This is a genomic window from Sediminibacillus terrae (genome assembly GCF_009602435.1).
GTDB lineage: Bacteria > Bacillota > Bacilli > Bacillales > Amphibacillaceae > Sediminibacillus > Sediminibacillus terrae.
The window spans coordinates 320,245-343,787 of sequence record NZ_VZDQ01000011.1 but is presented as its reverse complement, the minus strand read 5'-3'; the positions used below and the strand labels follow the sequence as shown (position 1 = coordinate 343,787).

Sequence of the window (23,543 nt, the reverse complement as noted above, 5' to 3'; positions counted from 1 at the left end):
TGTTCATTTTTCCTCCTTTACTTTTGGCCGGGTCCTGACGACCATGATCAAACCAGCCAACAGTATCAAACAGGCTGTAATGTTCCAGACCAAGTCATAAGGGAGGATGTCGACATGATAGCGGATCTGATGCAGCCTCCATAATTTATGTTGGATTGTCCCGTCATATAGTTGAAAGAGCCCAGCCCCAGTCAAAACGCCGCCCCACCAACGTTTGATATACCAGGCATTCCTTCTTCGCAAGTCCGCCACAAGAAACAAGCCGCCGATGGTAGCGAACCAACTGAAAGCATGAAAAAAACCATCTGAAACAAGTCCTATACTCGTTGTCGATTTATCATAAAAATGATGCCAGTGAAGCAGTTGATGAAAAACGGCTTCATCAAAAAAGGCAATCAGGCCCAAACCGAATAGAAAACCGGACCAAAGGTTGCGGGAAGCATATTGAACAGTAACCGGATAATCTTTATACATGAAGCCACTCCTCCTTCCGTAATGAATAGCAAACTTTTCCTATAGTTTGCCACAAATTAAAGAGATGAAAACCTAAGAATCGGAAGTGAACGTTTGTAAGAAGACGTACCTCGAGAAGAAGAGCGGCTCTCCGGGAAAGAAGATCAACTAGTAGAAAAAGAAGAGCGACTCCCCGGGAAAGAGGATCAACTTCCGGTAAGAAGAGCGACTCTCCGGGAAAGAAGATCAACTAGTGGAAAAAGAAGAGCAACTCTCTAGGAAGGAGGATCAACTTCCGGTAAGAAGAGCGGCTCTCCGGGAAAGAAGATCAACTAGTAGAAAAAGAAGAGCGACTCCCCAGGAAAGAGGATCAACTTCCGGTAAGAAGAGCGACTCTCCGGGAAAGAAGATCAACTAGTAGAAAAAGAAGAGCGACTCTCTAGGAAAGAGGATCAACTTCCGGTAAGCGGCTCGCCCTAAAAAGAAAATCAACAAGGTGATAATTCATTTGTACTAAGTCATCCGCTCCGTATGCTTTTTAAACAGCTTCATCACCAACAGGTGGATCATTGCCTGGCTATATTTGTAGACAAACCAGGGCAGGGATGGCCGATAACCGTGAATAGCAATTATGCAATCGTCGTTGGGAACTTGACAAAACTCCAGTCTGCCTGAAGAGTCGGCTGCAAGAAGCCCTCCTGCTATTCGAAAAACGGTTCGATTTGAACTACTTGCGTCTGAAGAATATTGAAGAACGAGCAGTGGATGGCTCAGAAAACGGGTGTGTATTTCGCACGAACTCCCACGCCATTTTATGTTGATTAGCGGGCTTGCCATTCGATTCAACCAGTTCAGGTTATAAAACGCTGTCCACTCTGCATCTTTTCCATAGGTCAGTCTGACACGCTGAATAGAACGAACGCCTGCAGTCCGGTCGGAAAATACTTTCGATACCTCAAATAAGGTCGATGGAAGTGGGAGTGTTTTAACCGGTATACCGGAAGTTTGGAGTATCTTTTCTACCTCGGCAGGGCTATCAGAAGGTATCCCCCCGTCAGGCTTCAAATAAATGATTTTTTTTAAGTTTGTTTCTCTGGCAGCTCTCGTAAAGCTGTCAGCTGCCAGCACCGTCATTTCCGGCAGATGCGCCTGGGATAGACGTGCTGCTGGGAATGCAACAGGGTAAGAAAATACTGCCAAGTCTGCCCCTTGCAATTCACTTTTTATAGCATTTACGTTAAAAAGGTCTGATTGTAATTTACGCAGTCCCATGGCATTGTAACTTCCAGCCAGTTTGTCCTGGATATTGTCCTGTAGAGTTGAACCGGCTCCTATAATAGCAACCGTCAACCGATTTATCTTTGTCATCGTCATTCCTCCGACCCTATATATCTTGTTGTTTATCTTTTCATTGTAAATCAACCATGCCCATTTGATAAAATGTAGAAAAGCTAAGGTGAGGAGAGGATAGGGGTGAAAGAGTTTAAAGTAACCTATTTTTTTGATCAGGAACACTACATCCGCCGGTTCATCTTTGCAGAGTCCCAGGAACTGGCCGAAGAGCTGATTCAAAGTGAGCGGGATGATTACGTCACATTTCGAGACAGCAGGGGTATCTATCACGAACTTCATCCCCGGGATGTCCGGGTAATCCAACTATCGGAGTATTTCCGAAAACAAAAAAAGCCGGAATAGATTACATTCAAAAAAGCATCCATTCCTGCCTCGGCGCAGGATGAATGCTTTCACTTCAGCTTTTAGATAAACGCAAGTACCGTCGATAACCGCTTATGGCAATCAGTATGCCGACCACCCCGCAGGCAAGCAAGATGGTTAAAGGCACCCATATATCCAAAATGCCGCCGCCATGAAGCAAGATTTCTTTATAGCCTTCCAATCCCCAATATTGCGGGATGAATTTGCAGATGGTCTGCATGATGTCCGGCATGATTTCGATCGGCATCCACAAACCGCCAAGCAAGGCTCCTCCCAATGCAAGGATTTGCGTCAGTGCGATCCCCATGTTTTCGCTTTTCACCAGGACTGCCATTGCCAATCCCCAACTTGTTGCAAGAAAAGCCTGAAAAAGGGACATGACGATAAGTGCCATCGGATCACCAAGCGGCAGGTCGTATACAAGGAACCCGAATAGGAACAGAACAGCGATTTGCAGGAGGACAATAATCATAAAAGGCACCCATTTACCCAAAAAATAGCTTTGGACAGGCAGGGGAGTGCTGGCTATGCGAGCGACCATCCCGCGTTCCCGATCCTTTATGAAGGTGATGACCATGGAAATCATGATGAAAAAGGTGAACATGACCGCATATCCAGGGATGATCTGTGTGATGATTTCTTTATATTCCACACCTTCCTGGCCGGAAAAAACAGCAACAAAAACAACAATGAATAAAATTGGCAAAATAAAAGTCCAAAACCATATTCCTTTATCTTGTATGTTCTTTTTTAACTCGGTCCTTGCTATCGCCCACAATCTAATCTCTCCTTCTGATTTAGTTATCCCGCAGCATTGTACCGGTCAATTGAAAGAAAATATCCTCCAGCTTCGGATAATACAATTCCAATCTACGTGGTTGCAGTTCCAGTTCTCGAAATCGGATGACCAACTTCTCCAATACGAAGAGCGGATCTGCATCGATGACTAAAAAGCCGTCTCCTTTAGAGGTGATAGGGTAGGGGTGGAGATGCTCTGCTTCTATTGTATCGCCGGAAACATATAAAGAAGGGGTGCCATACTTTTCCAACAACCTGTCCATGGTTCCGTTTTCCAATAATACTCCCTTGTCGATAAGACCGATACTGTCACAAAGGTGTTCGACCTCTTCCATGTAATGACTGGAATAAATAATGGTGCTGCCGTCTGCTTTTAACTGCTCGATAATGGAGAAAATGGATTTTCGTGATTGTGGGTCTATACCAACGGTGGGTTCATCCATGATAATGATGGCGGGTTCATGCAGCAGGGCGCAACCGATGTTCAACCGACGTTTCATCCCTCCGGAAAATTTCAGCACTTTGTCTTTGCTTCGTTCGGCCAAACCGATTTTTTCCAAAACATCCTCCATACGATTATGCAAATCTTTTCCTGAAAGTCCGTAAAGTCGGCCGAATAGCAGCAAATTATCTCTTGCTGTCAATGTTTCTTCCAGACAAAGTTCCTGCGGTACATAGCCGATCAGTTGCTTTACTGCTTGTTTTTCTTTTGTTACAGAAAAACGGTCAACGACAATGTCACCTTCAAAATGCTGTAAAATGCCAGCAAGAATTTTCATCAATGTCGACTTTCCGGCACCATTCGGACCGACAAGACCAAAGCAAGTTCCTTTGTCGATGGTAAACTCGATACTGGCCAGTGCCTGGAGGTTGCCATAGGACTTGCTAACTCGGGCTACTTCAATCAATTTTTCCCCTCCTTAAAAGTTCCTTTGTAAAAACATCTCTTTCACTTTACGCAAGTTACCGGAAAAGGTTTCAGAAATTTTCATTAATTGGAGCCGTAAGATAAGGGAGGTGACGTTTGAAATTTTTCCAAAAACTCAAAAACGAGGTTTTACCGGAGAGAGTTTAAAAGAAAGGACCGCCGATCGATCGTTTGTGTTGTCGATTGGCGGTCCTGCTCATTTTCATATTTCACCAGCGTATTGATTTCATTGTATGAAGTATTTTTTCCTTCTCTGCTTCAGCGATTTGCCAGGTTTTGATTTCTGACACCAACGCCGCCATCGTGATCCAGCCTTTCACAAAACTGTTTAGGCGGGCTGTCAAGGTGGCGTTATTAAAGGCTTCAAAAGTAGGGTACAGTTTTTGCAACTTGGTCACTGCGTCTGGGTATCTTTTTAAAAAGTATTTTTGGTGTCTTTCTTCAGCTAGTGTGAAGCTGTTAAAAGGGGCGATTTCTGTTTGAATGGTCATCGGTGACAGTGTTTCCAACTGTTTTTTAACCCTCTGAATCATAGGCAGCTGATTCGCATCATGATATAACAACAAAGACAAGTATTGGCGGCCTTTATAGTTTCTGCGGTTAGAGTTATGGCTATTCCAAAAATGTTCAAGCAGTGCATCATAGGAAAGAAGCGATGGATCGAAGTCGATTTGGACCACTTCGGTATGATCGCCGATTGTTTTATAAGTCGGATGATTTGTTGTCCCGCCGGCATAGCCAGTGCGGATGCGAACGACTCCAGGTAAATGCCCGAACCGGGCTTCTGTACCCCAGAATCATCCCATGCCAAGAGTGGCGATCTGCAGTGAATCGGTCCTTCCCGTTTTCATGATAACCCTCCAAAAATCAATTTTCATTCATCATACGTGTTTACTTCGACAATGTCCAGTGGATGGTCAAAAAGTTTGATAGACTTTTCAACATAACATGATAAACTAAAAGTAGTACATAAAGGGAGACATTTCTATGAAGCTCTGGTTGAAGAAAATATCTGTCATCTTGATAACATTCATGACGCTGGGTATGTACATCCCTCCGAACTATCTGGATACGAGCGCAGCAGAAAAAGACGAAGTTCTCTCAAAATCCGATTCCGAAACACATACTTCTTCTACTGTTGGTGTGATGGAGAGGGAAGACGAAGCAGAACCGCCGACTGATGGAACAACAGACAATAGCCAGTTGATTGCATCTTTCACGGAACAAGCAGCTGAGCGAACGGCTGCAAAACTTGGTCCAAGGATTTATCCCAAAGTGGAAGATGAGTTCACTTCCAATATTCTTCCGGTGCTTCAACAAGTTGTCCATGATATTTTGACAGAAGCAGGCGATGACAAAATCCCTTATTTTGTCATCACGGAACAATCGGGAAGCGGCTATGGCGAACGTATTTTCAATATCCACGACTACCAGACTGATGAGGATGTAGCTAAATTTCACGTTCGGCGTGATAACCGTCCTGGGGAAGGATACTGGTTTAATTTCCATTATCATTTAAACAGGGACGGCTTTGAAGGGCACTACACGATTGGGGAAATTTACTGGGACAAAAATACGCCGCCAAAATGGATGGCATAGTTATAGAAAAAGAAAGGCAGGAGCTGCAGGCTCCTGCCTTTCTCTATTATTAACCGTCTGAATCCTTCTTGTTTGCAGCATCACTTCCTGAACCGTCAGACCCCCCTGGTTGATCTGCCTCGCTTTTATCCTGGCTGTTTTCGGCTTCTGTGGAGCTGGAGGTTTCCCCCAAGTCCATCTTATTATTTTCCGTCTGACTATTGTTGTTTTCATTGGAGTCATTATTTTGGTTGGTGGTGCTGTCAGTATCCTTCTCGTCATTCTTGTTTTCTTCGGTGCTTCCACTTGATTCATCTGATGACTCCGAATTGTTTTCCTCCTTGTTCTGTCCTTGTTCATTTGAGTCTCCACTACCAGACTCTTCTTCGGGGATTTGGGAAGAATCACTCGAATTTTCCTGTTCACTTTCATCTTGATCCTCCGAATCTTGCTCTGTGTCTTCGTTGGGAGATGGTTCCTCTTCATTTTCTTGTTCGGTATCTTTTTGGGTTTCGGTATTGTTCTTTGGATCCTTGTTGTCTGTTTCATTTTCATCCCCCTGGGAAGAAGAATTGCTTTTCTCTTTCTCTTCATTGTTTGATTCATTTCCACCGTTATTTTGTTCCTGATCAGAACTGCTCTCCGAATTTTCTTGTGCGTCGTCATGTGTGTCGACAACGATGGAAGCAGGATCGCTTTCCTCTTCTTCCGAGACGGCCCGGACAGTAAAGGTGTAGGAACCACCCGAATCGATGGCAGGAATGTCTATTTCCGTTTTGTCTGTTTCTTTAGTTGTGGCGGCGGAACCATCTTCGGCAGATACCTCCACCTCAAAATGCACCTCCCGGTCGTCGTCTTCCTCCTGTTCATAGTCCCAGTCTAATCGGACCGTTGCTTCTTCTTTAACGTAGTCTGCAGACAATTCTTCGGGCGCAGGCAGTTCCGGGATGAATTCCTCTGATTCCTCTTTGGGGACTTCTCCTTTTACAAACAGTTCGGTTGAGATTTTGTCTTCAGGAGTAAAACTGCTGGCGAGTTTCGGAGGATTGGTCCCTTCTTCTATTTCTTTTTCTACGACACTATCCGGCTTAGTGAAGTCTTCAGTGTCCGTATCCTTGGAAACCTCTTTCATGACATGCTTGAATATCTTTTTGGCGATATCTTTTTCATTTCCTGTCAACGGGTTTTTTCTATCTTGATAGCCGGTCCAAATTGCTGCTGTGTAATCGGTCGTGTAACCGGCAAACCAGGAATCCGGTGAGCTGTCATCCGGAATATTGTATTTTTCTATTGACTCATCTGAATAATTGGTGGTGCCGGTTTTTCCCGCTACAGGCAGTCCGGGAATATTCGCCTTGTATCCTGTGGCTGCCGGTTTTTTAATGACATCCTTTAACATATCGGTAACCATGTAAGAGGTATAGTCTTCCATTGCCTGTTGACTCTCATGTTCCGTTTCCAATGTGTCTCCGTCTCTTTCTTCGATTTTCGTAACAGTGTATGGTTCGTTATATGATCCACCGTTTCCGAATGCGGCATAAGCCCCGGCTATTTCCAGGGGGCTCGTGCCTTTTGATATTCCGCCGATTGCTGCACTTTCCATCAAGGGTTCCTCCAAATTCAAACCAAGCTTTTCGGCGAAATCGGCGGCATTTTCGTGTCCGGCTTTATTGAACGTTTTGATGGCCGGAATGTTTCGCGAATCCCATAATGCTTCGCGTATAGTGATCTCCCCTTTATATTCCCCATCCCAGTTTTGTGGTTCCTCGCCATTTTCATATTTAAATTTTTCATCGTCGACTATATGTGCGGTGGACCACTTTTTATATTCAATAGCAGGTCCGTATGCCAAAATCGGTTTCATGACGGAGCCAGGCTGCCTGCTTGTATCGGTGGCAAAATTGAAACCGCGTTTGGTTTCCTTGGCATAGTTACGGCCGCCGCCAACAGCCCGGATCGTCCCGCTTTTTGTATCAAGCAATGTGATTCCTGCCTGGAAAGGCTGCCCGTCCTTATCTTCTGGATAATCAATTACCTCTTCCTTGTCCAGTATGTTTTCGACAGTTGATTGGGCATCAGGGTCCAGGGTAGTGTGGATTTTCAAACCATCCTCGTAAATATTGTAATCGCCGAGGGCATCTACCTCACTGATGACAACGTCTATAAAAGCCTCATACCCATCAGAAGCTGATAAGTAAGTCCGTTCTCCCTCATCCCGTTCGACGAGTCCCTCGGTGATCGGCGTTTTTTCTGCCTCCACACGTTCCTTATGGGAAATTTTATCGTGTTCTTCCATTAGAGCGAGGACGATATTACGTCTTTCCTTGGCGCGTTCGGGATGGTCGTATGGGTTGTAACCGTTCGGGCTTTGCGGCATACCGGCAAGCAGTGCCGCTTGCGGCAGCGTCAGCTCTTCAAGCTCCTTGCCGAAATAGTAGTCGGCTGCAGTCTCGATGCCGTATATGTTATCGGAGAAATAAATTTTGTTGACATACATTTCAAAGATTTCCTGTTTACTGTATTCCTGCTCCAGTTTAACAGCCAGCCAAGCTTCCTGGGCTTTTCTTTTTAAAGTCTTCTCCGACGATAAAAAGGAGCGTTTTACGACTTGTTGTGTAAGCGTGCTGGCTCCTTCAGAGCCAAATCCTTCGGTTACATTGGCTATCACCGCTCCGCCAAGTCTCAGAGGATCAACACCGAAATGATCATAAAATCGGGCATCTTCTGTAGCTATAATGGCATCCTCTACTAAATCGGGGATTTCGTCATAATTTACTTGCTCTCTTTTTTTGTTGCCTATCGCTGCCACCACGTTGCCGTCTTTATCAAGGATTTGGGAGGCGGCCGAATCTACCAATTCCTTTTCACTTAAAGGCGGAGCCTGGTTCGCGTAATAAGCAAACACACCGGCACCAGTCAGAAGGCCGGCCAGTCCTAATATAAAAAGCAGGAAAATTAGTTTCAGCCAAAGTGGTTTCTTTTTCCTTCTTTTCATTCGGGAATTCTGTTCAGCCATGTTGGTTTCCTCACTTTCAATAAAGCGTACACGGTTCTTCCAGTTTCGGGTTTTCTGTGTACGCTGATTCATACTAAAAAATAAAGACTCTTGGTTGTATACCCGATTCAGTCTGTGATGGAACTTTCAGTTTTTGCCAAAACGTCGGGCTGTTCAGTCATGTTTCTTTGTATTTTGGAATCTACTATAAAAAAAGCCATTTCGGGGGACAACCTGGAGGAAGACTGGACAGTCCGCCCGGCAATAAGTACAATTTTAGAGGAGGGGGGGATGAAGATGAGCGAGAAACAAAAAACAATGATTCAAGTGAGGGATAACGGCTCCATCCTAGTCAAGGGGGAAGTCGAATTGTTGGATGCAGAAGGCAATGTGTATGAAACAAAACCCGCATTTTCTTTATGCAGGTGCGGTGCTTCCAGCAACAAGCCGTTCTGTGACGGTACGCATAAGAAAATTGGATTCGAAAGCAAAACGCGGGTACACGAGAAAGAATAAAAATAGGTGAGCTTGAGAAAAGCGGAAGGGGAAAGTTATGGAATTCATCGGTTTGATTATTTCAGTGGCGGTCACCATCTACCTAGTGGTCGATGCGCCTAAGCATGGAAAGAGCCCGGTTTTATGGGGAGTACTAGGCTTTATATTCAGCTTGTTGACGCTTGGAATCTATTGGATCCAGACAGGGAGAAAAGTCATTGGCTGGGTTCTGACTATCGTTATCATCATCGGGATTATTTTGATTCTGTTTGCGTTCTTTGCGTTATTTTGGTTCATAGTCGATTCTCAATAGTCATGAGTGGATAAATGAAGGAGGGGCAATAAAATGTTTAAAAAGGTAGCTTCAGATGCGCTGGGATTAAGTGATATCGGAAGTGTGATCACACCGGAGGATTACGACAAAACGGACGCCGATGATTATGTGATGCACGAGGATGGAGAAAAAATCTACTTTTTGATCAAATCAAAGTCAGATGAGTATTGCTTCACAAACAAGGCGTTGATTCACTTGGATGGCACGAGTGCCACTAGCAAGAAGAAGACATTGCATCGACATAGTTACTATGCAAAGGATGTCTCGAACGTGGCACTGGAAACAGCAGGAACCATCGATTTGGATGTAGAAATCAAGTTCACGTTAGGCGGGACGGCATTTTCTATCGATGTACATAAAAAGTTCATCGCCGAAATAAAAGATTTATATAAGACTCTTTTGAAAATGGAGGAAATCACAGAGGACAACCAGCTTTACCTTGATTACGCGAAGCAAAGTCTTGAGCTGGCATCTGCCACGCTTAACCAAAGCAGGAGCAGCGAAGCGCGTATATCGGAGGAATTCCATGATATCAACCAGGCAGCATTTGACTGGTTAAAAAGTCAGAAAAAGCTTTATACAAGAAAAGACTACGGAGAAATTTTTGAACTGTTTATCAATCATTGAAGAAAAGGGCTGTGCATAAGTCGATAAAAGACTTACGCACAGCCCTTGTTTTTTCTTGGTCGACGTCCCGATTGAATTCCACTATTTCCCTGAAATAGCAAAAAACGATGATGTCCAGAAGAAAGAGAAAAACGGAGAGAAGTGCTTCTAAAGACTTATCGAGTCGTGAAAGAACATGAAAATAACAGGAAGAAGGACCCGGAAATGGAAACCCTTTCCCCAAAAAACCTTGTAAGATAATCTTACAATGGAATTGCGCGAAAATTCCGATACTGCTACATTTATACTTAACATTTGATGTTAAAAGACATCACATGAAAGGGGAGGGGAACTTATGGATCCTATTTTTTTAATGAATAATGTATGGATCATGGTTAGCGGAGTACTCGTGTTTTTGATGCTTGGAGGATTTATCTTGCTGGAGGCAGGTTCGACCCGTATGAAGAACGCCGGTCATATTGCAGGCAAGACAGTATTCACTGTCGGAATCACCTCTTTGGTGTTCTGGGCAGTCGGCTGGGGGTTAATCTATGGAAGTGAAGGAACGTTAGTCGGGTTTGGCGATTTCTTTTTTGGTGATGCCACCACCATGGGCGAGGGATTGGCGGGTTCGACCGACTTTTTCTTTCAAATGGCATTTGCTTGTATCGCGATGACCATTGCTTTTGGAGGATTCGCGGAAAGGGCGAAATTGTCTGCTTATGTAGTATTCGCTGTTCTGTTTTCGGCGCTTATTTACCCGGTGGTTGCCCATTGGATTTGGGGAGGCGGCTGGCTCGCCGATCACGGGAAACAGGATTTCGCTGGATCGACAGTTGTCCATTTGACTGGAGCAATGGCTGCGTTGGCAGCAACCATCATTTTGAAACCGAGAATCGGTAAGTATAACAAAAATGGTTCTTCTAATGATATTGCCGGTCATAATCAGGTATATACCGCGTTAGGTGTGTTGATTCTTTGGATCGGCTGGTTTGGGTTCAACGCAGGGAGCACACTCGGAGTAGCGGATGCGTTCTTCGGATATGTTGCGCTGAATACTCAATTGGCAGCAGGTGCCGGTGCCATCGGTGCAATGCTGATTGTATGGACGGTCACTGGAAAAGCGGATGTGCCGACCACCTTGAATGGTGCGCTTGCAGGCCTTGTTGCCATCACGGCATCTTGTGCATTCGTGGAACCTTGGGCAGCAGTAGTCATCGGGTTTGTCGGTGGATTGATCGTCTTCTTGAGCATGAAATTTTTCGACAAAGCAAAAATCGACGATCCCATCTTCGCATTGTCTGTTCATGGTACAGTAGGTGTATGGGGAACCTTGTCCAATGGGTTATTCGCGACGCCTGAATTGGCAAGTGTCGGTCGACCGGGCCTATTCTATGGCGGAGGCTTCGAACAATTGGGCGTTCAAATCATGGGGGTTGTCACCAGTGGGTTGTATGCCTTTGTTGTTGCCTTCATCCTGTTGAAAATCATGCAAAAAGTCATGGGCGGCCTCCGCGTTTCGGAAGAAGAAGAAATCGTCGGCCTAGACTTGAGTGAACATGGCAGCTATGGTTATCCTGAAAATTTGCCACAGACCAATAAAAATACGGAAGCGACAGGAGCGTAATGTTGTCAAAAAGGATGGATTCGGTTGTGAAATCTTATGAGGAAATCAACGCTCAGCGCCAATCTCTCATGGCAGCTGCAGCAGATCATCAAAAACTGAATTCATACCATGATCAATTGATGGCAAACACTGTCCGATTGGCACTTGAAAAAGTCAAAGGAGAGCTGGGAGACCCCCCTGCTCCCTTTGCTTTCTTTTTAATGGGAAGTGCCGGCAGGTTTGAACAATCGGTTTGGAGCGATCAAGACCACGGTATTGTTTTTGCCGGGGATGATTCGAGTAAATCTTATTTTTTAAGGGCAGGAGTTGAAATAGCAGACGCATTGGAGGCGGTTGGTTATGAGCGCTGCGATGGAGAAGTGATGTCTTGCAATCCGCTGTGGTGTAAGTCCGTGGAGGGATGGCATCGGCAAGTGACGGAGTGGTTGACGGAAGCCAGCTGGCAGTCCTTACGTCATTTTTCCACTTTCTTTGATTCCCGGGTTTTGATAGGGAATACCGACTATTTAGCGCAACTGAAACAAACCGCTTTTTCGATCCTTGAAAAGCAGCCGGGCCTTTATCGTCGTCTCATTGATAACGTTGATTTTTATCGGAAAGGAATCGGTATATTCGGACAGCTGCTTCCTGAACGACAAGGGGAACAGACCGGCTCCATCCATTTAAAACAGAAGGCGTTTTTTCCGTATGTCAATGCGTTAAGACTACTGGCCTTAAAGAATAAGATTTACGCTCCTTCCACCTTATCGAGATTCAACCAGCTGCCCGAGGAAGACCGTTTTTTGAAGACGTATGAAAAAGACTTTAGAGCACTTCTGGATTTCCGGTTGAAATTTCGCAGAGATGCAAAGACATATAAGGAAGTGCACCTTGTCCCGATTCAGGATTTAAACAGACAGGAAAAACAGGAGTTAAAGAACATGATGAGAAAAGGATATAAGCTTTTTTCCAAAACGAAATCCAAAATCGAAGAAGCGTGCCCGAAATGATCATGGATCAGATGATTCAATTTGTGAAACAGATGTCGGGAAAATTTGGAGTAAGTCCTTATGCAACGCTTCCGAATCAGTCAGACCCTGGAAAAATAGCTTACATGCGGGAGTTGCAGCGGGAGTTGAAAAACAAAGAGGTACTTGAAGTACCTTTATCAGAATTGAGGGTGGTCGTTTTTGATTTGGAAACGACTGGTTTTTTTCCGTATAAAGGGGATCAGATTCTATCAATCGGGGCTGTGAAAATGCGAGGTGATCAGCTTCTTGACAAGGAAACGTTTTATGCTCCCGTGAACTGTGAAACGGCTCTTCCTGAAGAAATAACGAATCTTACCGGATTGACGGATGAGGCGCTTGCAGAGGCTGATACCATTCATGATGTATTAAGGGAATTCTACCAGTTTATCAAAACCGACCCGTTAGTGGCACATCACGCCAGTCATGAAAAGCAGTTTATGAAGCATGCAACCTGGATGTCACTTCGTATGAACTTCCAACACCGGGTAATCGATACATCTTTTTTGACGAAGACCGCAGAACCAGATGCACAATTGGTGACATTGGATGAATGCTGTGCCCACTTCGGAATAGAAATTCCCCATCGACATCATGCGCTTCATGACGCCATTGCCGCCGCACGCCTTTGGGCGGCATGTATTGAAACGGTGCAAAAACGTGGATTTACAAACCTAAAGGAAGTATACGCACACTTGGCATCCAAATGAGGCTGCCATTGGAGAGGAAGTAAAAGGAGGGGAAGGGGTTGAGCCGTGATATTCCTGACGATGTAGCTGCTTTCCCGATCAGTGTAGTGAAGGATTTAACAAGTTTGTCTGCCAGACAGATTCGGTACTATGAAAAGCATGGATTGATTAAACCTGCCAGAAACGAAGCTAATAGAAGGGTGTATACCTTGAACGACATTAACAGGCTGCGAGAAGTGAAGGAGCTGATCGACAAAGGAATCAATATTGCCGGCATCAAGGCAATGCTTAATTCGTGATCAACAAGGAACAGCTTCTTGGTTTTCAAAGAAAAGGCGGTGCAGAAGTAGAAAATGGATTGGCAGAAATCGAAAAGGCTTATGACTGCTCTTACACAGTCATAAGCCTTTTTTATCCTGCCAAAATGGTCGTGGGGGGAGCAGGTCGGGTCATGTGTTTCTTTTGATTAATAATTAACAGCATTATAGGAATTGATTCTGCCATGCTCGAAATAGTAACCAGTTCCGCTGATTGGATCGGCTGTTTGTTCGATGGCCTGACGGATCTGGACATTGTTTCTTCCTTGTCCGGCTAATAATCCGGCTAAACCTGCGACGTGAGGGGAGGCCATCGAGGTTCCGGACATATATGCATACCCATTGTTAGGGACAGTGGCTGCAATATCTACACCTGGAGCTGTTACATCTACCCAGGTACCATAGTTGGAGAACGATGCCTTTTGATCGTTTCGATCAACCGCTCCGACAGCGATGACATTGTTGTAGGACGCAGGTTCGAAAGTGGTGGAAACACCGTCGTTGCCAGCGGCTGCCACAACTACGGAACCTTTATTCCAAGCATAATTCACGGCATTTTCCAAAGTTTGTGTATCGCAATTACATCCCAACGATAAGTTGATGACTTCTGCGCCATAGTCGGCAGCATACCGAATGCCATCAGCGATATCAGCCAGTGAACCACTACCGTTGGCATCTAATACCCGGACAGCTAGAATGGATGTATTCGGTGACATGCCTGCGATACCCGCTCCGTTGTTTGTTTCCGCAGCGGCTGTACCTGCAACATGAGTGCCATGACCGTTCAAGTCCATCGGTGTGTAGTCGTTATCGACGAAATCGTATCCTCTAATCGTTTTGCTGTCCAAATCAGTATGGTTGTAATCGACGCCTGTATCCAAAATAGCTATTTCCTGGCCGCTGCTACCTCTCGTTACATCCCATGCTCTGTTAGTGGAGGTGTTCTGTGGTCCATACTGATAATTGCGATAGTAAGTATCATTTGGTGTCCAGGTCGCACTAAATGTGTAGTTCGGCTCTGCATACTCTACATTCGGGTTTTTCTCGAGTGCCTTTACGACTGCTTCTACATTGCCTACTTGCAGCACTTTGAAAGGGGAATCCACCTTATCCTCATCAGGAAGGACTTTTGCATTCAGACTCTGCAATGTCTTGCTCTGCAGGGATTTTCCCGCTTTCTCTTTGAATTTGACGACTACCTCGCCTTTTTGATAGCTACCTTTCTCGACAGATGCTACTGGAGCGGGTGCTTCTTTTGACTTTTCCAGCTGATCGGTTGTGGATGCTGCATCGGTGAGTGACGGAAAAATGGCCAAAGAGACAACAAGTGACAAACCGGCAAACAATGAACTTTTCATACAATTCCTCCTTTAAAAGATTTATCTACCAATTCTGCGATAAATTAGGAATTCCTGCTAAAATAAGGTTGGGAAAATCCTAGAAAATTACTTGGATTAAAGAGGATTGGGAAGGGGATGTTTCCTGGTGGGAATATATGCCAAAAGCCCCGACTCTTCATTTTTTCTGTAAAAAAAGAGGAAAGCTGTTGATAAAAAGGGGAGAATAAACATGCTCCAGCTATCCTGTTTGAAAAATAAAGAAAAACCCTGTGTAATCGGATTACACAGGGTGAAAAAAGAGTGCTGTTTAAATTTTGAATTGTTTGACCAAATCCTGTAACTCTTCGGCCATTTGAGAGAGAGAAGTGGCTGATCCACTGATTTCTTCCATGGATGCCAGCTGCTCTTCAGTAGAAGCTGAGACATTCTGGGCTCCATCTGAAGTGAAATCCGCAACCTTTGCTACTTCTTCAAATGTGCTGACAAATTGCTCGGTACCAGAGGCGATTTCCTGGATTTTAGAAGTGACCTGTTCGATTTGCTGGGAAACGGTGGTGACAAATCCGGTAATTTCGGAAAATGACTCGCCGGCATGGTGAACCACTGTAATCCCTTTTTCGACTTCTTCCGTACCTGATTTCATCGATTCCACTGCGTTGGATGTTTCAGTTTGAATGGTCCCGATCATTTGACGGATTTGGTCTGTCGATTGTGCCGATTGTTCAGCTAACTTACGGACTTCGTCTGCAACGACCGCAAACCCTTTGCCGTGTTCGCCGGCCCGCGCCGCTTCAATGGCAGCATTTAATGCAAGCAGATTGGTTTGTTCGGCTATATCAGTGATGACGTCGACTATTTTGCTGATTTCTTTAGAATGGCTGCCAAGACCTTGAATACTGCCGGACAGCTCGTTGACTGTTTGCTTGATATATTCCATTTGCCCGACCGTTGTTTCAATTGCTTTGTTTCCTTCTTTTACAGCAGAAGATGCACTTGCTGTCGTAGATGAAACTTCATTAGAGCTTTCTGCAATTAGCTGGATCGATTTGGACATTTCCTCAGCCATTTGCGTACTTTCGACAATCCGAGAAGATTGGCTGTCCATTCCGGAAGCCACTTCCTGAATGGAGGACGAGATCTGCTCCGTAGCAGAAGTGTTTTGTTCGGTGCTGGCGTTCAACTGCTCGGACGAAGCAGCCAGTCCGCTGGCTTTTTCACGTACTTGCAAAATGACGTTGCTCAGATTGTTGCGCATTTTGTTGAATGCTTCTCCGAGTTTGCCCAGTTCATCGTTGCGTTGGACATCGACACTGACACTGAGGTCGCCGTCACTGATGCGATCAGCTGCGCTGACCAGGTCGCTTATCGGTTTGTTGATGGAGCGGATAATAAAGAAGATGACTGCTCCGCCAAGTAAGATTGCTATTGCGATGACAATGATGGTAGTAATCAGGATGGGCATTACTGCTGAACTGACTTCGTCCTGGAACATTGTGCCGACGACTTTCCAGCCGGTGACATCACTGGTCGCGAATGCAAGTTTTTTCTGTTCTCCTTCGAAGCTGTAATCAAAACTTCCTGATTCATTGTTTTGAATATCCTGGAAAAAGTCTTCCGTTGCTTCAGATCCCGCTTCATTGGTCGGGTGGCTGATGTAATGATTGGTGCCATCCAATAAAAATAAATATCCTTCTTTTCCTATCGAAACCTGGTTCGTCATATCGGTAAGACTGCCGAGTTTCAAGTTGACAGCAACGACACCCTGGTTGTCGGCAGTTGCCTTTGCCAATGTCACCACTACCTGTTCGGAAGACTTGGAGACATACGGATCGGTTACGATCACATTGCCTTTTTCCTCCATTGCTTGCTGGTACCACGGTCGTTCACGTGGATCGTAATCAGGCGGGTTTTTGAAAGATGTCGGTGAATTCATGAATTGTCCTGCCTCGGTGCCGACAAAAGTCTGCTCCACATCTGCCTTGGAATCCTGGATAGTATCCAGCAATTCCCGCGTACGGGCATCATTGTTGTTTTCAATGTCGGCAGCTTGAATCGTATTGGACAGGTAATCGATGTTTTCCTGTTGGGCGGAGACGAATTGGTCTACCGTCTGACTGACAAGGTTCACATTCTTCTTGATGGTTTCTTCCATCTGGCTTTCCACTTTGTTTGCGGAGCTTATGTACGAGCTGACTGCAATGATGACGCTCGGAATTAATAGTACTCCTAAAAAAGCAATAATCAGTCTGTTTTTTAAACTGAATGATCGGTTGCCGCTCTTTTTCTTTTTCATTGGTTTTCCCCCTGTTCTTGTTGCAAAATAAAACGTTGCCTCGTTTAATTTATGCCCGCTATGATTATATCGTCTTAATTTACAACATCTTAATAGGGAGAGAACATTTTTTAAGCATTTTTTTTACAAGCTGTTCAACTTCTGAGCGAGCAAAGAAGAGGCGTCCGCGGAGAGATCGCGTTGGTAGGCAGCAAGATTTGCTTCCAAACAGGGAGCTAGCATGTCATCGGAGAAAAATTGTAAAATCTGCTGCTCCACGTTTTGCCTTCCGACACTGTCGATGGCGATGCCAAGCTGCTTGATAAGTTCCAGATTGATTTCTTCTTGTCCTGGCAAAGCATGGTAAATAAAGACCGGTTTCCGCTTTTTGGTACACTCGCTGATGGTAACGCCGCCCGGCTTGCTGATAACAGCATCGATTTGCTCGTATATTTCATTCATCTCTTCCCTGGACTCGACATATCTTAACGGTTTAATCGACCGGGAATGCTCTTTTTGCAAGCTAGTGTACAGTTTTTCATTTTTTCCGCAAAGCACAAAATACGTACAACTTTTTTCCGATATATTGCCGATCAGCTGTTTTAAGCCGCCGACTCCCAAACTTCCTCCACTGATCAGCAGGTTCGGTTTTCCTTGTCCGGGTATTCGGAACCGGGAATGCTTGATAGCCTTGTGGGTGGGAATTCCCGTTAGGTAGATGGTGTCAGGATGCACCCCTTTTTCAATCAAGTCATCTTTGAAAATACGAGACGAGACAAAGTGCATATCCGCATCTTTCTTTGCCCACATTTGGTGAGCGAAAAAATCGGTATAAACATTGATGAGCGGAACATTCAGGTGTTCCTTCTGTTTTAAACGTCCGATGATATAGGACGGGAGGGAATGCGTACAAATGACAGCATCTGGTCGTTCCTCCTCCAAAAGTGCTTGGAATGCGTTCGTGAATAGGAGGTCATATAATCGGAAATTTTTTTGTGCCGATGCATCATCATATACCGATTTTCGGTACAGCCAATTATATGTCTGCGGCAAGTATTGGATCCACTTTAGATAAGACCCGGAAATGAGGCTTTCCAGTTTACCGAAAGTGTAAGCCAGAGGATCGACTTTTTTGCAAATGAACCGGGAATCGAGTTCCCGGATGTGATCGATGATTGTATCGGCTACTTGGTGATGTCCTGATGGAAGCTGCAAAAATGGTAAAAAGAGAAGTTTTTTCACATTGGATTCCCTCCATTTTTTATCCTGAGGTTAGTATGGATGAAAAAAACATTTTGTTTTCACGGGGGGATGAGTATCTCTCTGGCAACGAAACCAGTATTTACTAGTCTGGCTTTCATCGGATTCCTGTATAATGAAGGGCGGAGGTGCTTACGATGTATCTAATGTTGACAACTGTCGCCATCCTTTTGGCGATGATAGGAATAAAAGCTTATCAGAACACCAAGCATGTGGTTATCAATACATTGCAATTGGATCACGAATCAACAAATGGCGTCATACAGGAAGCACCACTGCAGATTCTGCACCTGTCAGATTTGCATTTGGAAAATATATCGATATCCCCACAGCAGCTCTACGATAAATTAAAAGATGAATCGATCGATTTGATTGCACTTACAGGGGATTTTCTTGACAGAAAACGAACGATTCCCAAATTGGAACCGTATTTGCAAAAGTTGAATCTTTTGAAGCCTGCTTACGGAATGTATGCTGTGTTTGGAAACCACGATTATGTATTGAATAATAAAAGTTTTCAAGATTTACGAGAGGTTTTGGAATCGAATAATTGTATGGTGCTTCAGAATGAAAGCAGAACCATCCTTTTAGACGGACAGCCGTTTCATATCATCGGTATCGATGACTATGGTACTGGTCACAGCGAGCTTGCCCCCTCTTTCGAAGGTGTTGGAAAAGGTTTTCGCCTTGTATTGACCCATGATCCCAACGTCGTGTTGGAAATGAAGGATTATTCGTATGATTATCTGCTATCCGGCCATTTTCACGGTGGTCAAATTCTTTACCCCAAAGCTTACCATTTAGTGAAAATGGGCAAGCTGGTGAAGATGAATATGATCAAAGGTTTACATCAGTATCAGGGCAGGGCTCTTTATATTAGTGAAGGTCTTGGCCAGACTGGTTTGAATATCCGTATCGGAAGCAGACCGGAAATTACCATCCACCGGTTACAGTCCGAGGCAGAAGCAATCCAAGAAAAAGTAGTAGGCTAAAGCGGCTGATTTATCAAAGCAAGCCATTCTTATTCTTCACCTTTCCGCGGGCACGGCTTCAGCTTACTTTGCAAAGAATACCGCCTTGCCAAGTGGAACTTCAGCTCGCGCTCTTCCCGTTGGAGTCTGCGTACCTTGCCTCCGTTCACGTAGAATTACTCGCAAACAAACGATGCTCCACTCCTGGTTGATTTCTGTTTTCTGTCTCATACCGTTACATGGAAAGCTAAACCGTATGGAAAGAGGAGTCCTTCTTATTTCTATTTATGTTGTTGGTTCGAAAGTTCCGATTTACCCTCCGTACTGTTTTTCATTTTCGTCCCTGTTTAGTTATTTTGTCTTGCACACATAAAAATCAGCCCCCGAAAACGTATCTTGCCGCAGCGATACGAAGCACGCATCAAACAACAGGATAATGAGAAGTCTATCTTAGGAAGACAAAGGTTAAAAACCGAGCGAATTTGAACTATCAATCAAATTCGCTCGGTTTTTGTTTTGGTGCCCAAGCTTTTCCGGCCACTTCATTGTGGTCACGATGCTTTTGTTCCAGTCTCTTGGAAAGGGCTACTCTTTATAGGCACTCAGCAATTTTTGTTTAGACATAAATAAATACATCGGATCCTGCTTGGTCTTATGAAGGCTTGAAGTGTTCGTAGCGAGCTTATTGATTGTGGAGAAAATGACATGTTTGAACAACTTATAAGCTGGGTTGGAGATAGAATGGGTTTCAAATCCAAGCCTTCTGCAAATTTTGTGGTTCAACACCGTTATCCCGATAATGCCTTTTATTTGCTCCTGCTTCACATGATCTCGTACATAGGCTGCCAATCCAGGGAGGGAGGCTTGCACCGTTTGATAAACGTGCCTGGCTTTACGGATCTCGCCCTGAATAGCAGATGTTTCATTGATTAACCGGATATTATGAAGATGGATTTTGATCAATGTATCGTTTCTGGTAATGGAGGTGCCATCTGCCAATGTAATATCTCTTCCTTGATAAGAAGTGAGCCGCACCCTGAAAACATTTTGAAAGTCGTTGGAATTATCTTTGATATAGGAGAGCCGGGTGCATTGAAAGTAAATGGGATCTGAATAAGTCCAGAACTGAATAAGGTTCCTTCTCATGTTCTTCATTCCTTTCGTTCGGATGACCATGTTTATTTTGTAGTAAAAAATCATATTTATTTACCTATATATGTAATTGGAAAAAATTCCTTTTCGCAATGGGACAGACAGTGTACGACACTGGGCTGTTTTATTAGATGAGGCTTTTTCCGCTGTATTCCGTCGGTTTTTAACGAATGCCGGCCCCGTTCCAAGAAAAAATGAATAACAGGTTGTTAAATAGACCTGCCTGTCTTCTTTATTTAGTAACAAGCGGTTGGATTACCCATTGAATTGTCGAAGATTCGGCGCCGCTTCGACAGTGTGTTGTAAGGATCCACCCCTTGTTACCAATCATTTATAAAGGAGCTGGTATAGATGGTACGAGTAGCGATTGATATCGGGCATGGATCAAATACGTGGGAAAATGGTGGAGGAAAAGGGGTTATTCGCAATGGAGTGGTATATGAAGAGCATGACTTCAATTCTCTTGTTGCACAGGAACTGGATCGCCAGCTTCGCAATAACGGGATCGACACATTGCTTTATCAGCAGCCATTTTCACCAGAGGTAGGCTTGACCCAGCGTACAAATTACTATAATGCCCAGAATGTCGATCTGGTGTGGTCGATTCATGCGAATGCAAGTTCTTCAGCCAGTGCGGAGGGGCGTTGCGCCTTTTACTGGTACACAGCAAGTGAAGCGCGGAGGCTGGCAGAATTGTATGTCGAGGAAGTGCAAAATGCCGGTTACAGCACGCATGGCACAGGTCTTCATGCCAGTCAGCCGGGCAGTTGGACGAATCTTCACATTTGCCGGGAAACGAATATGACTGCAGTTCTGACGGAGAATGGATTCATGACCAATGATGCTGATTTTCAGCGGATTTTCGGTTCGGGACAAGCTACTTATGTGGCCAATATCGCCCGTATCCACGCTAAAGCTATTTGCAGATTCTTCGGCATCAGCTTTGAAGATGACGGGGGCGGAAATACCGGACAACAATATATTGAGATTCTTGCTGATTCCTTATGGACGTATAATTCAGCTGATTGGAATGACAGGGCGGTCATAGTCAGCCGTGGTGAAGTGTTTACCGTAATCCGCGATCGATTCTACGTGGACGGCGGGTATATGTATCAAATCAAAAGCGGGCTATATATCACAGCCAATCCGACATATGTGCGAGTATATACGAGGTAATAAGTCATTTCGGGCTGTCGAGTGAAAGCTTGGCGGCCTGTTTTTTTACTGTCCTTCTGCCAGTTATTACATATTCGTATCCAATCTGGAGAAGCTATTGTTTGATAACAGGTGATTTGCATTGATTCCATAAAATGACTGGCAACTGCCCTTGAAAAGGAGATGTTACCATGGCCGGAGGCACTCGCATACCTCGGGAAAAAGGGTTGGACAACAGCTTGTCGCTCATGCAGGAAGGGTATCTCTATATCCCGAACAGATGCCGCCAGTATCAATCCAATATTTTTGAAACACGACTACTGGGAAAAAAGGCGATTTGCATGAGCGGCGAAGAAGCTGCAGAAATTTTTTATGATAACGACCGTTTTCAGCGTAAAGGCGCTGCACCGAAAAGGGTACAGAAGACGTTGTTCGGTATGAATGGTGTCCAAACATTGGATGGGGCTGCCCATCACAATCGAAAGCAATTGTTTATGTCGCTGATGACAGAAAAAAGGTTGAAGGTATTGAATGATATTACTGCAGAACAATGGCAGGCGAGCATCACTGAATGGGAAAAACAGGACAAAGTAGTTTTGTTAGAGGAAGCCAGGCAAATCATGTACCGGGTTGGTTGCAAATGGGCCGGTGTGCCGGTTGAAGAGGGACAAGTGAAACAACATGCTGGAGATCTTGGGGCGATGATTGACGCATTCGGGGCGGTCGGCCCCCGTTATCAAAAGGGACGCAGGGCCCGGACGCGCATGGAACGATGGGCTCGTCAGATTATAACGGATGTGCGTAGCGGGAAATTAAAGCCGCCTGAAGAAACGGCTGCCTATGCGATGGCTTTTCACCTGGATTTAAGCAATAAAAAGCTAAGCACGCAAATGGCAGCGGTTGAATTACTGAACATCATCAGACCCATCGTTGCTATTTCCCGGTATATCACCTTTGGCGCGATGACAATGCACGAGCACCCGGAAATCCAGGAAAAGCTAAGACAAGATAAAGAGAGTTACCGCCAATGGTTCGTTCAGGAAATAAGACGCTTTTATCCATTCGGCCCATTTACAGGAGCCAAGGTGCGTCGGGATTTTACTTGGAATGGATTTGATTTTAAAAAAGGCACCCTTGTCCTGCTCGATCTCTATGGGACAAATCATCATCCGGAAATCTGGGAGGAGCCTGAACAGTTCCGGCCAGAACGCTTCCGTCATTGGAAAGGGAGCCCTTTCGATTTTATCCCTCAAGGCGGCGGGGAATACGATATGGGACATCGTTGTGCCGGTGAATGGGTCACCATTGAAGTCATGAAAACCAGCCTGGCTTTTCTGATGCTGATTGAATATGAAGTACCTCCACAGGATAAGAGCATTGATTTAGCACGGATGCCTGCTTTGCCGAAAAGCAGGTTTGTCATCACAAATATAACCAGTATAAGCTAAATGAGGCTGGGCAAAAAGCATCGTGAATATCATAAACCAATGTGCGAATCTTCACCCGGCAAGGTACTTTCGTTTTCCGCAGGCACGGCTTCAGCTAAATTGGTAAAGGAAAGCACAGTATCTTGCTGTAACTCACTAAAAAACAGAATGATAAGAAGCTTATCTAAGGAACTACAAAGCAAAAACCGGAAGAATTCAATCAGCACTTGGAATTCTTCCGGTTTTTGCTTTGGTGGCCAGGCTTTGGTCCTGGCTGTTTTCGGAAAAAATTCCATTCACCCTCATCCTTGCTTCTGGGCACATAATACTTATAATCGAGTCATAGCACTCCGCTACGGAAAACCCCTTCGCTGATAACAGTTTTCTTTTTGAAAAAGGATACCATGAATTTCAATTAGTAAT

General features: G+C 44.7%; 21 protein-coding genes and 2 pseudogenes. 12 read left to right on the top strand and 11 right to left on the bottom strand.

Going from position 1 to position 23,543, the window contains the following annotated elements; genetic code table 11:
• Window positions 1–3 precede the first annotated feature (3 nt).
• On the bottom strand, window positions 4–474 hold the full coding sequence (locus F6X55_RS04315) for a DUF2243 domain-containing protein (protein ID WP_026571712.1): 471 nt from the start codon (window positions 472–474) through the stop codon (window positions 4–6).
• Between the two features lie 492 nt (window positions 475–966).
• Window positions 967–1,821: a Rossmann-fold NAD(P)-binding domain-containing protein gene (locus F6X55_RS04310; protein ID WP_153462092.1), complete on the bottom strand. Its 855-nt coding sequence runs from the start codon at window positions 1,819–1,821 to the stop codon at window positions 967–969.
• 105 nt (window positions 1,822–1,926) lie between these two features.
• Between F6X55_RS04310 and F6X55_RS04305 the strand changes: the two genes are divergently transcribed.
• Window positions 1,927–2,148, top strand: a complete 222-nt coding sequence (locus F6X55_RS04305) for a hypothetical protein (RefSeq protein WP_026771612.1) — start codon at window positions 1,927–1,929, stop codon at window positions 2,146–2,148.
• A 55-nt stretch (window positions 2,149–2,203) separates the two neighbouring features.
• On the opposite strand, the gene F6X55_RS04300 is transcribed toward F6X55_RS04305, so the two are convergent.
• From F6X55_RS04300 to F6X55_RS04290, 3 genes and pseudogenes are all read right to left on the bottom strand, one after another.
• On the bottom strand, window positions 2,204–2,947 hold the full coding sequence (locus F6X55_RS04300) for an ABC transporter permease (RefSeq protein ID WP_026571715.1): 744 nt from the start codon (window positions 2,945–2,947) through the stop codon (window positions 2,204–2,206).
• Window positions 2,948–2,966: 19 nt separating this feature from the next.
• The gene (locus tag F6X55_RS04295) at window positions 2,967–3,875 is read right to left on the bottom strand and encodes an ABC transporter ATP-binding protein (protein WP_153462090.1); all 909 of its coding nucleotides are present in this window, start codon (window positions 3,873–3,875) and stop codon (window positions 2,967–2,969) included.
• A gap of 229 nt (window positions 3,876–4,104) precedes the next feature.
• A pseudogene (locus F6X55_RS04290) lies at window positions 4,105–4,680 on the bottom strand (peptide-methionine (S)-S-oxide reductase MsrA); the annotation flags it as partial.
• A gap of 202 nt (window positions 4,681–4,882) precedes the next feature.
• On the opposite strand from F6X55_RS04290, the gene F6X55_RS04285 reads away from it, so the two are divergent.
• Window positions 4,883–5,494 carry a YpjP family protein gene (locus F6X55_RS04285; protein ID WP_026571717.1) on the top strand — a complete coding sequence of 204 codons (612 nt, stop codon included), beginning with the start codon at window positions 4,883–4,885 and terminating at the stop codon, window positions 5,492–5,494.
• A 49-nt stretch (window positions 5,495–5,543) separates the two neighbouring features.
• On the opposite strand, the gene F6X55_RS04280 is transcribed toward F6X55_RS04285, so the two are convergent.
• The gene (locus F6X55_RS04280) at window positions 5,544–8,489 is read right to left on the bottom strand and encodes a penicillin-binding protein 1A (protein ID WP_161993051.1); all 2,946 of its coding nucleotides are present in this window, start codon (window positions 8,487–8,489) and stop codon (window positions 5,544–5,546) included.
• Between the two features lie 276 nt (window positions 8,490–8,765).
• Here F6X55_RS04280 and F6X55_RS04275 point away from each other — a divergent pair, with 276 nt between their 5' ends.
• The 7 genes and pseudogenes from F6X55_RS04275 to F6X55_RS04245 form a co-directional block, all read left to right on the top strand.
• Window positions 8,766–8,984, top strand: coding sequence for a CDGSH iron-sulfur domain-containing protein (locus tag F6X55_RS04275; RefSeq protein ID WP_026571718.1), 219 nt, complete (start codon window positions 8,766–8,768; stop codon window positions 8,982–8,984).
• 37 nt (window positions 8,985–9,021) lie between these two features.
• Window positions 9,022–9,276 carry a hypothetical protein gene (locus F6X55_RS04270; RefSeq protein WP_026771609.1) on the top strand — a complete coding sequence of 85 codons (255 nt, stop codon included), beginning with the start codon at window positions 9,022–9,024 and terminating at the stop codon, window positions 9,274–9,276.
• 33 nt (window positions 9,277–9,309) lie between these two features.
• A complete protein-coding gene (locus F6X55_RS04265) occupies window positions 9,310–9,924 on the top strand; it encodes a PH domain-containing protein (protein WP_153462084.1) in 615 nt (204 codons plus the stop codon).
• A 334-nt stretch (window positions 9,925–10,258) separates the two neighbouring features.
• Entirely contained in the window at window positions 10,259–11,530 is a 1,272-nt protein-coding gene (locus F6X55_RS04260; RefSeq protein WP_026571721.1) for an ammonium transporter, read from the top strand.
• A gap of 26 nt (window positions 11,531–11,556) precedes the next feature.
• Complete coding sequence (locus F6X55_RS04255; protein WP_237648595.1) at window positions 11,557–12,519, top strand: DUF294 nucleotidyltransferase-like domain-containing protein; 963 nt, start codon at window positions 11,557–11,559, stop codon at window positions 12,517–12,519.
• Window positions 12,516–13,247 (top strand): exonuclease domain-containing protein, encoded by a 732-nt coding sequence (locus F6X55_RS04250; protein ID WP_026571723.1) that lies wholly within the window; start codon window positions 12,516–12,518, stop codon window positions 13,245–13,247. The genes F6X55_RS04255 and F6X55_RS04250 overlap by 4 nt, the downstream gene beginning before the upstream one ends.
• 38 nt (window positions 13,248–13,285) lie before the next feature.
• A pseudogene (locus tag F6X55_RS04245) lies at window positions 13,286–13,507 on the top strand (MerR family transcriptional regulator); the annotation flags it as partial.
• Window positions 13,508–13,692: 185 nt separating this feature from the next.
• Here F6X55_RS04245 and F6X55_RS04240 read toward each other — a convergent pair.
• The 3 genes from F6X55_RS04240 to F6X55_RS04230 form a co-directional block, all read right to left on the bottom strand.
• Window positions 13,693–14,901, bottom strand: coding sequence for a S8 family peptidase (locus F6X55_RS04240; RefSeq protein ID WP_026571724.1), 1,209 nt, complete (start codon window positions 14,899–14,901; stop codon window positions 13,693–13,695).
• Between the two features lie 289 nt (window positions 14,902–15,190).
• Window positions 15,191–17,176 (bottom strand): methyl-accepting chemotaxis protein, encoded by a 1,986-nt coding sequence (locus tag F6X55_RS04235; protein WP_026571725.1) that lies wholly within the window; start codon window positions 17,174–17,176, stop codon window positions 15,191–15,193.
• Between the two features lie 123 nt (window positions 17,177–17,299).
• Window positions 17,300–18,397, bottom strand: a complete 1,098-nt coding sequence (locus F6X55_RS04230; RefSeq protein WP_153462082.1) for an MGDG synthase family glycosyltransferase — start codon at window positions 18,395–18,397, stop codon at window positions 17,300–17,302.
• 155 nt (window positions 18,398–18,552) lie between these two features.
• Here F6X55_RS04230 and F6X55_RS04225 point away from each other — a divergent pair, with 155 nt between their 5' ends.
• Window positions 18,553–19,407 (top strand): metallophosphoesterase, encoded by an 855-nt coding sequence (locus tag F6X55_RS04225; protein WP_153462080.1) that lies wholly within the window; start codon window positions 18,553–18,555, stop codon window positions 19,405–19,407.
• Between the two features lie 564 nt (window positions 19,408–19,971).
• On the opposite strand, the gene F6X55_RS04220 is transcribed toward F6X55_RS04225, so the two are convergent.
• Window positions 19,972–20,532: a YkoP family protein gene (locus tag F6X55_RS04220; RefSeq protein ID WP_153462079.1), complete on the bottom strand. Its 561-nt coding sequence runs from the start codon at window positions 20,530–20,532 to the stop codon at window positions 19,972–19,974.
• 357 nt (window positions 20,533–20,889) lie between these two features.
• On the opposite strand from F6X55_RS04220, the gene F6X55_RS04215 reads away from it, so the two are divergent.
• Window positions 20,890–21,714 carry an N-acetylmuramoyl-L-alanine amidase gene (locus F6X55_RS04215; RefSeq protein ID WP_051382075.1) on the top strand — a complete coding sequence of 275 codons (825 nt, stop codon included), beginning with the start codon at window positions 20,890–20,892 and terminating at the stop codon, window positions 21,712–21,714.
• Between the two features lie 170 nt (window positions 21,715–21,884).
• Window positions 21,885–23,141 (top strand): CYP152 family fatty-acid peroxygenase CypC, encoded by a 1,257-nt coding sequence (locus F6X55_RS04210; RefSeq protein ID WP_153462077.1) that lies wholly within the window; start codon window positions 21,885–21,887, stop codon window positions 23,139–23,141.
• Window positions 23,142–23,170: 29 nt separating this feature from the next.
• Here the strand turns inward: F6X55_RS04210 and F6X55_RS04205 are convergent, their stop codons facing one another.
• Window positions 23,171–23,416, bottom strand: coding sequence for a hypothetical protein (locus F6X55_RS04205; RefSeq protein ID WP_026571729.1), 246 nt, complete (start codon window positions 23,414–23,416; stop codon window positions 23,171–23,173).
• Window positions 23,417–23,543: the final 127 nt, after the last annotated feature.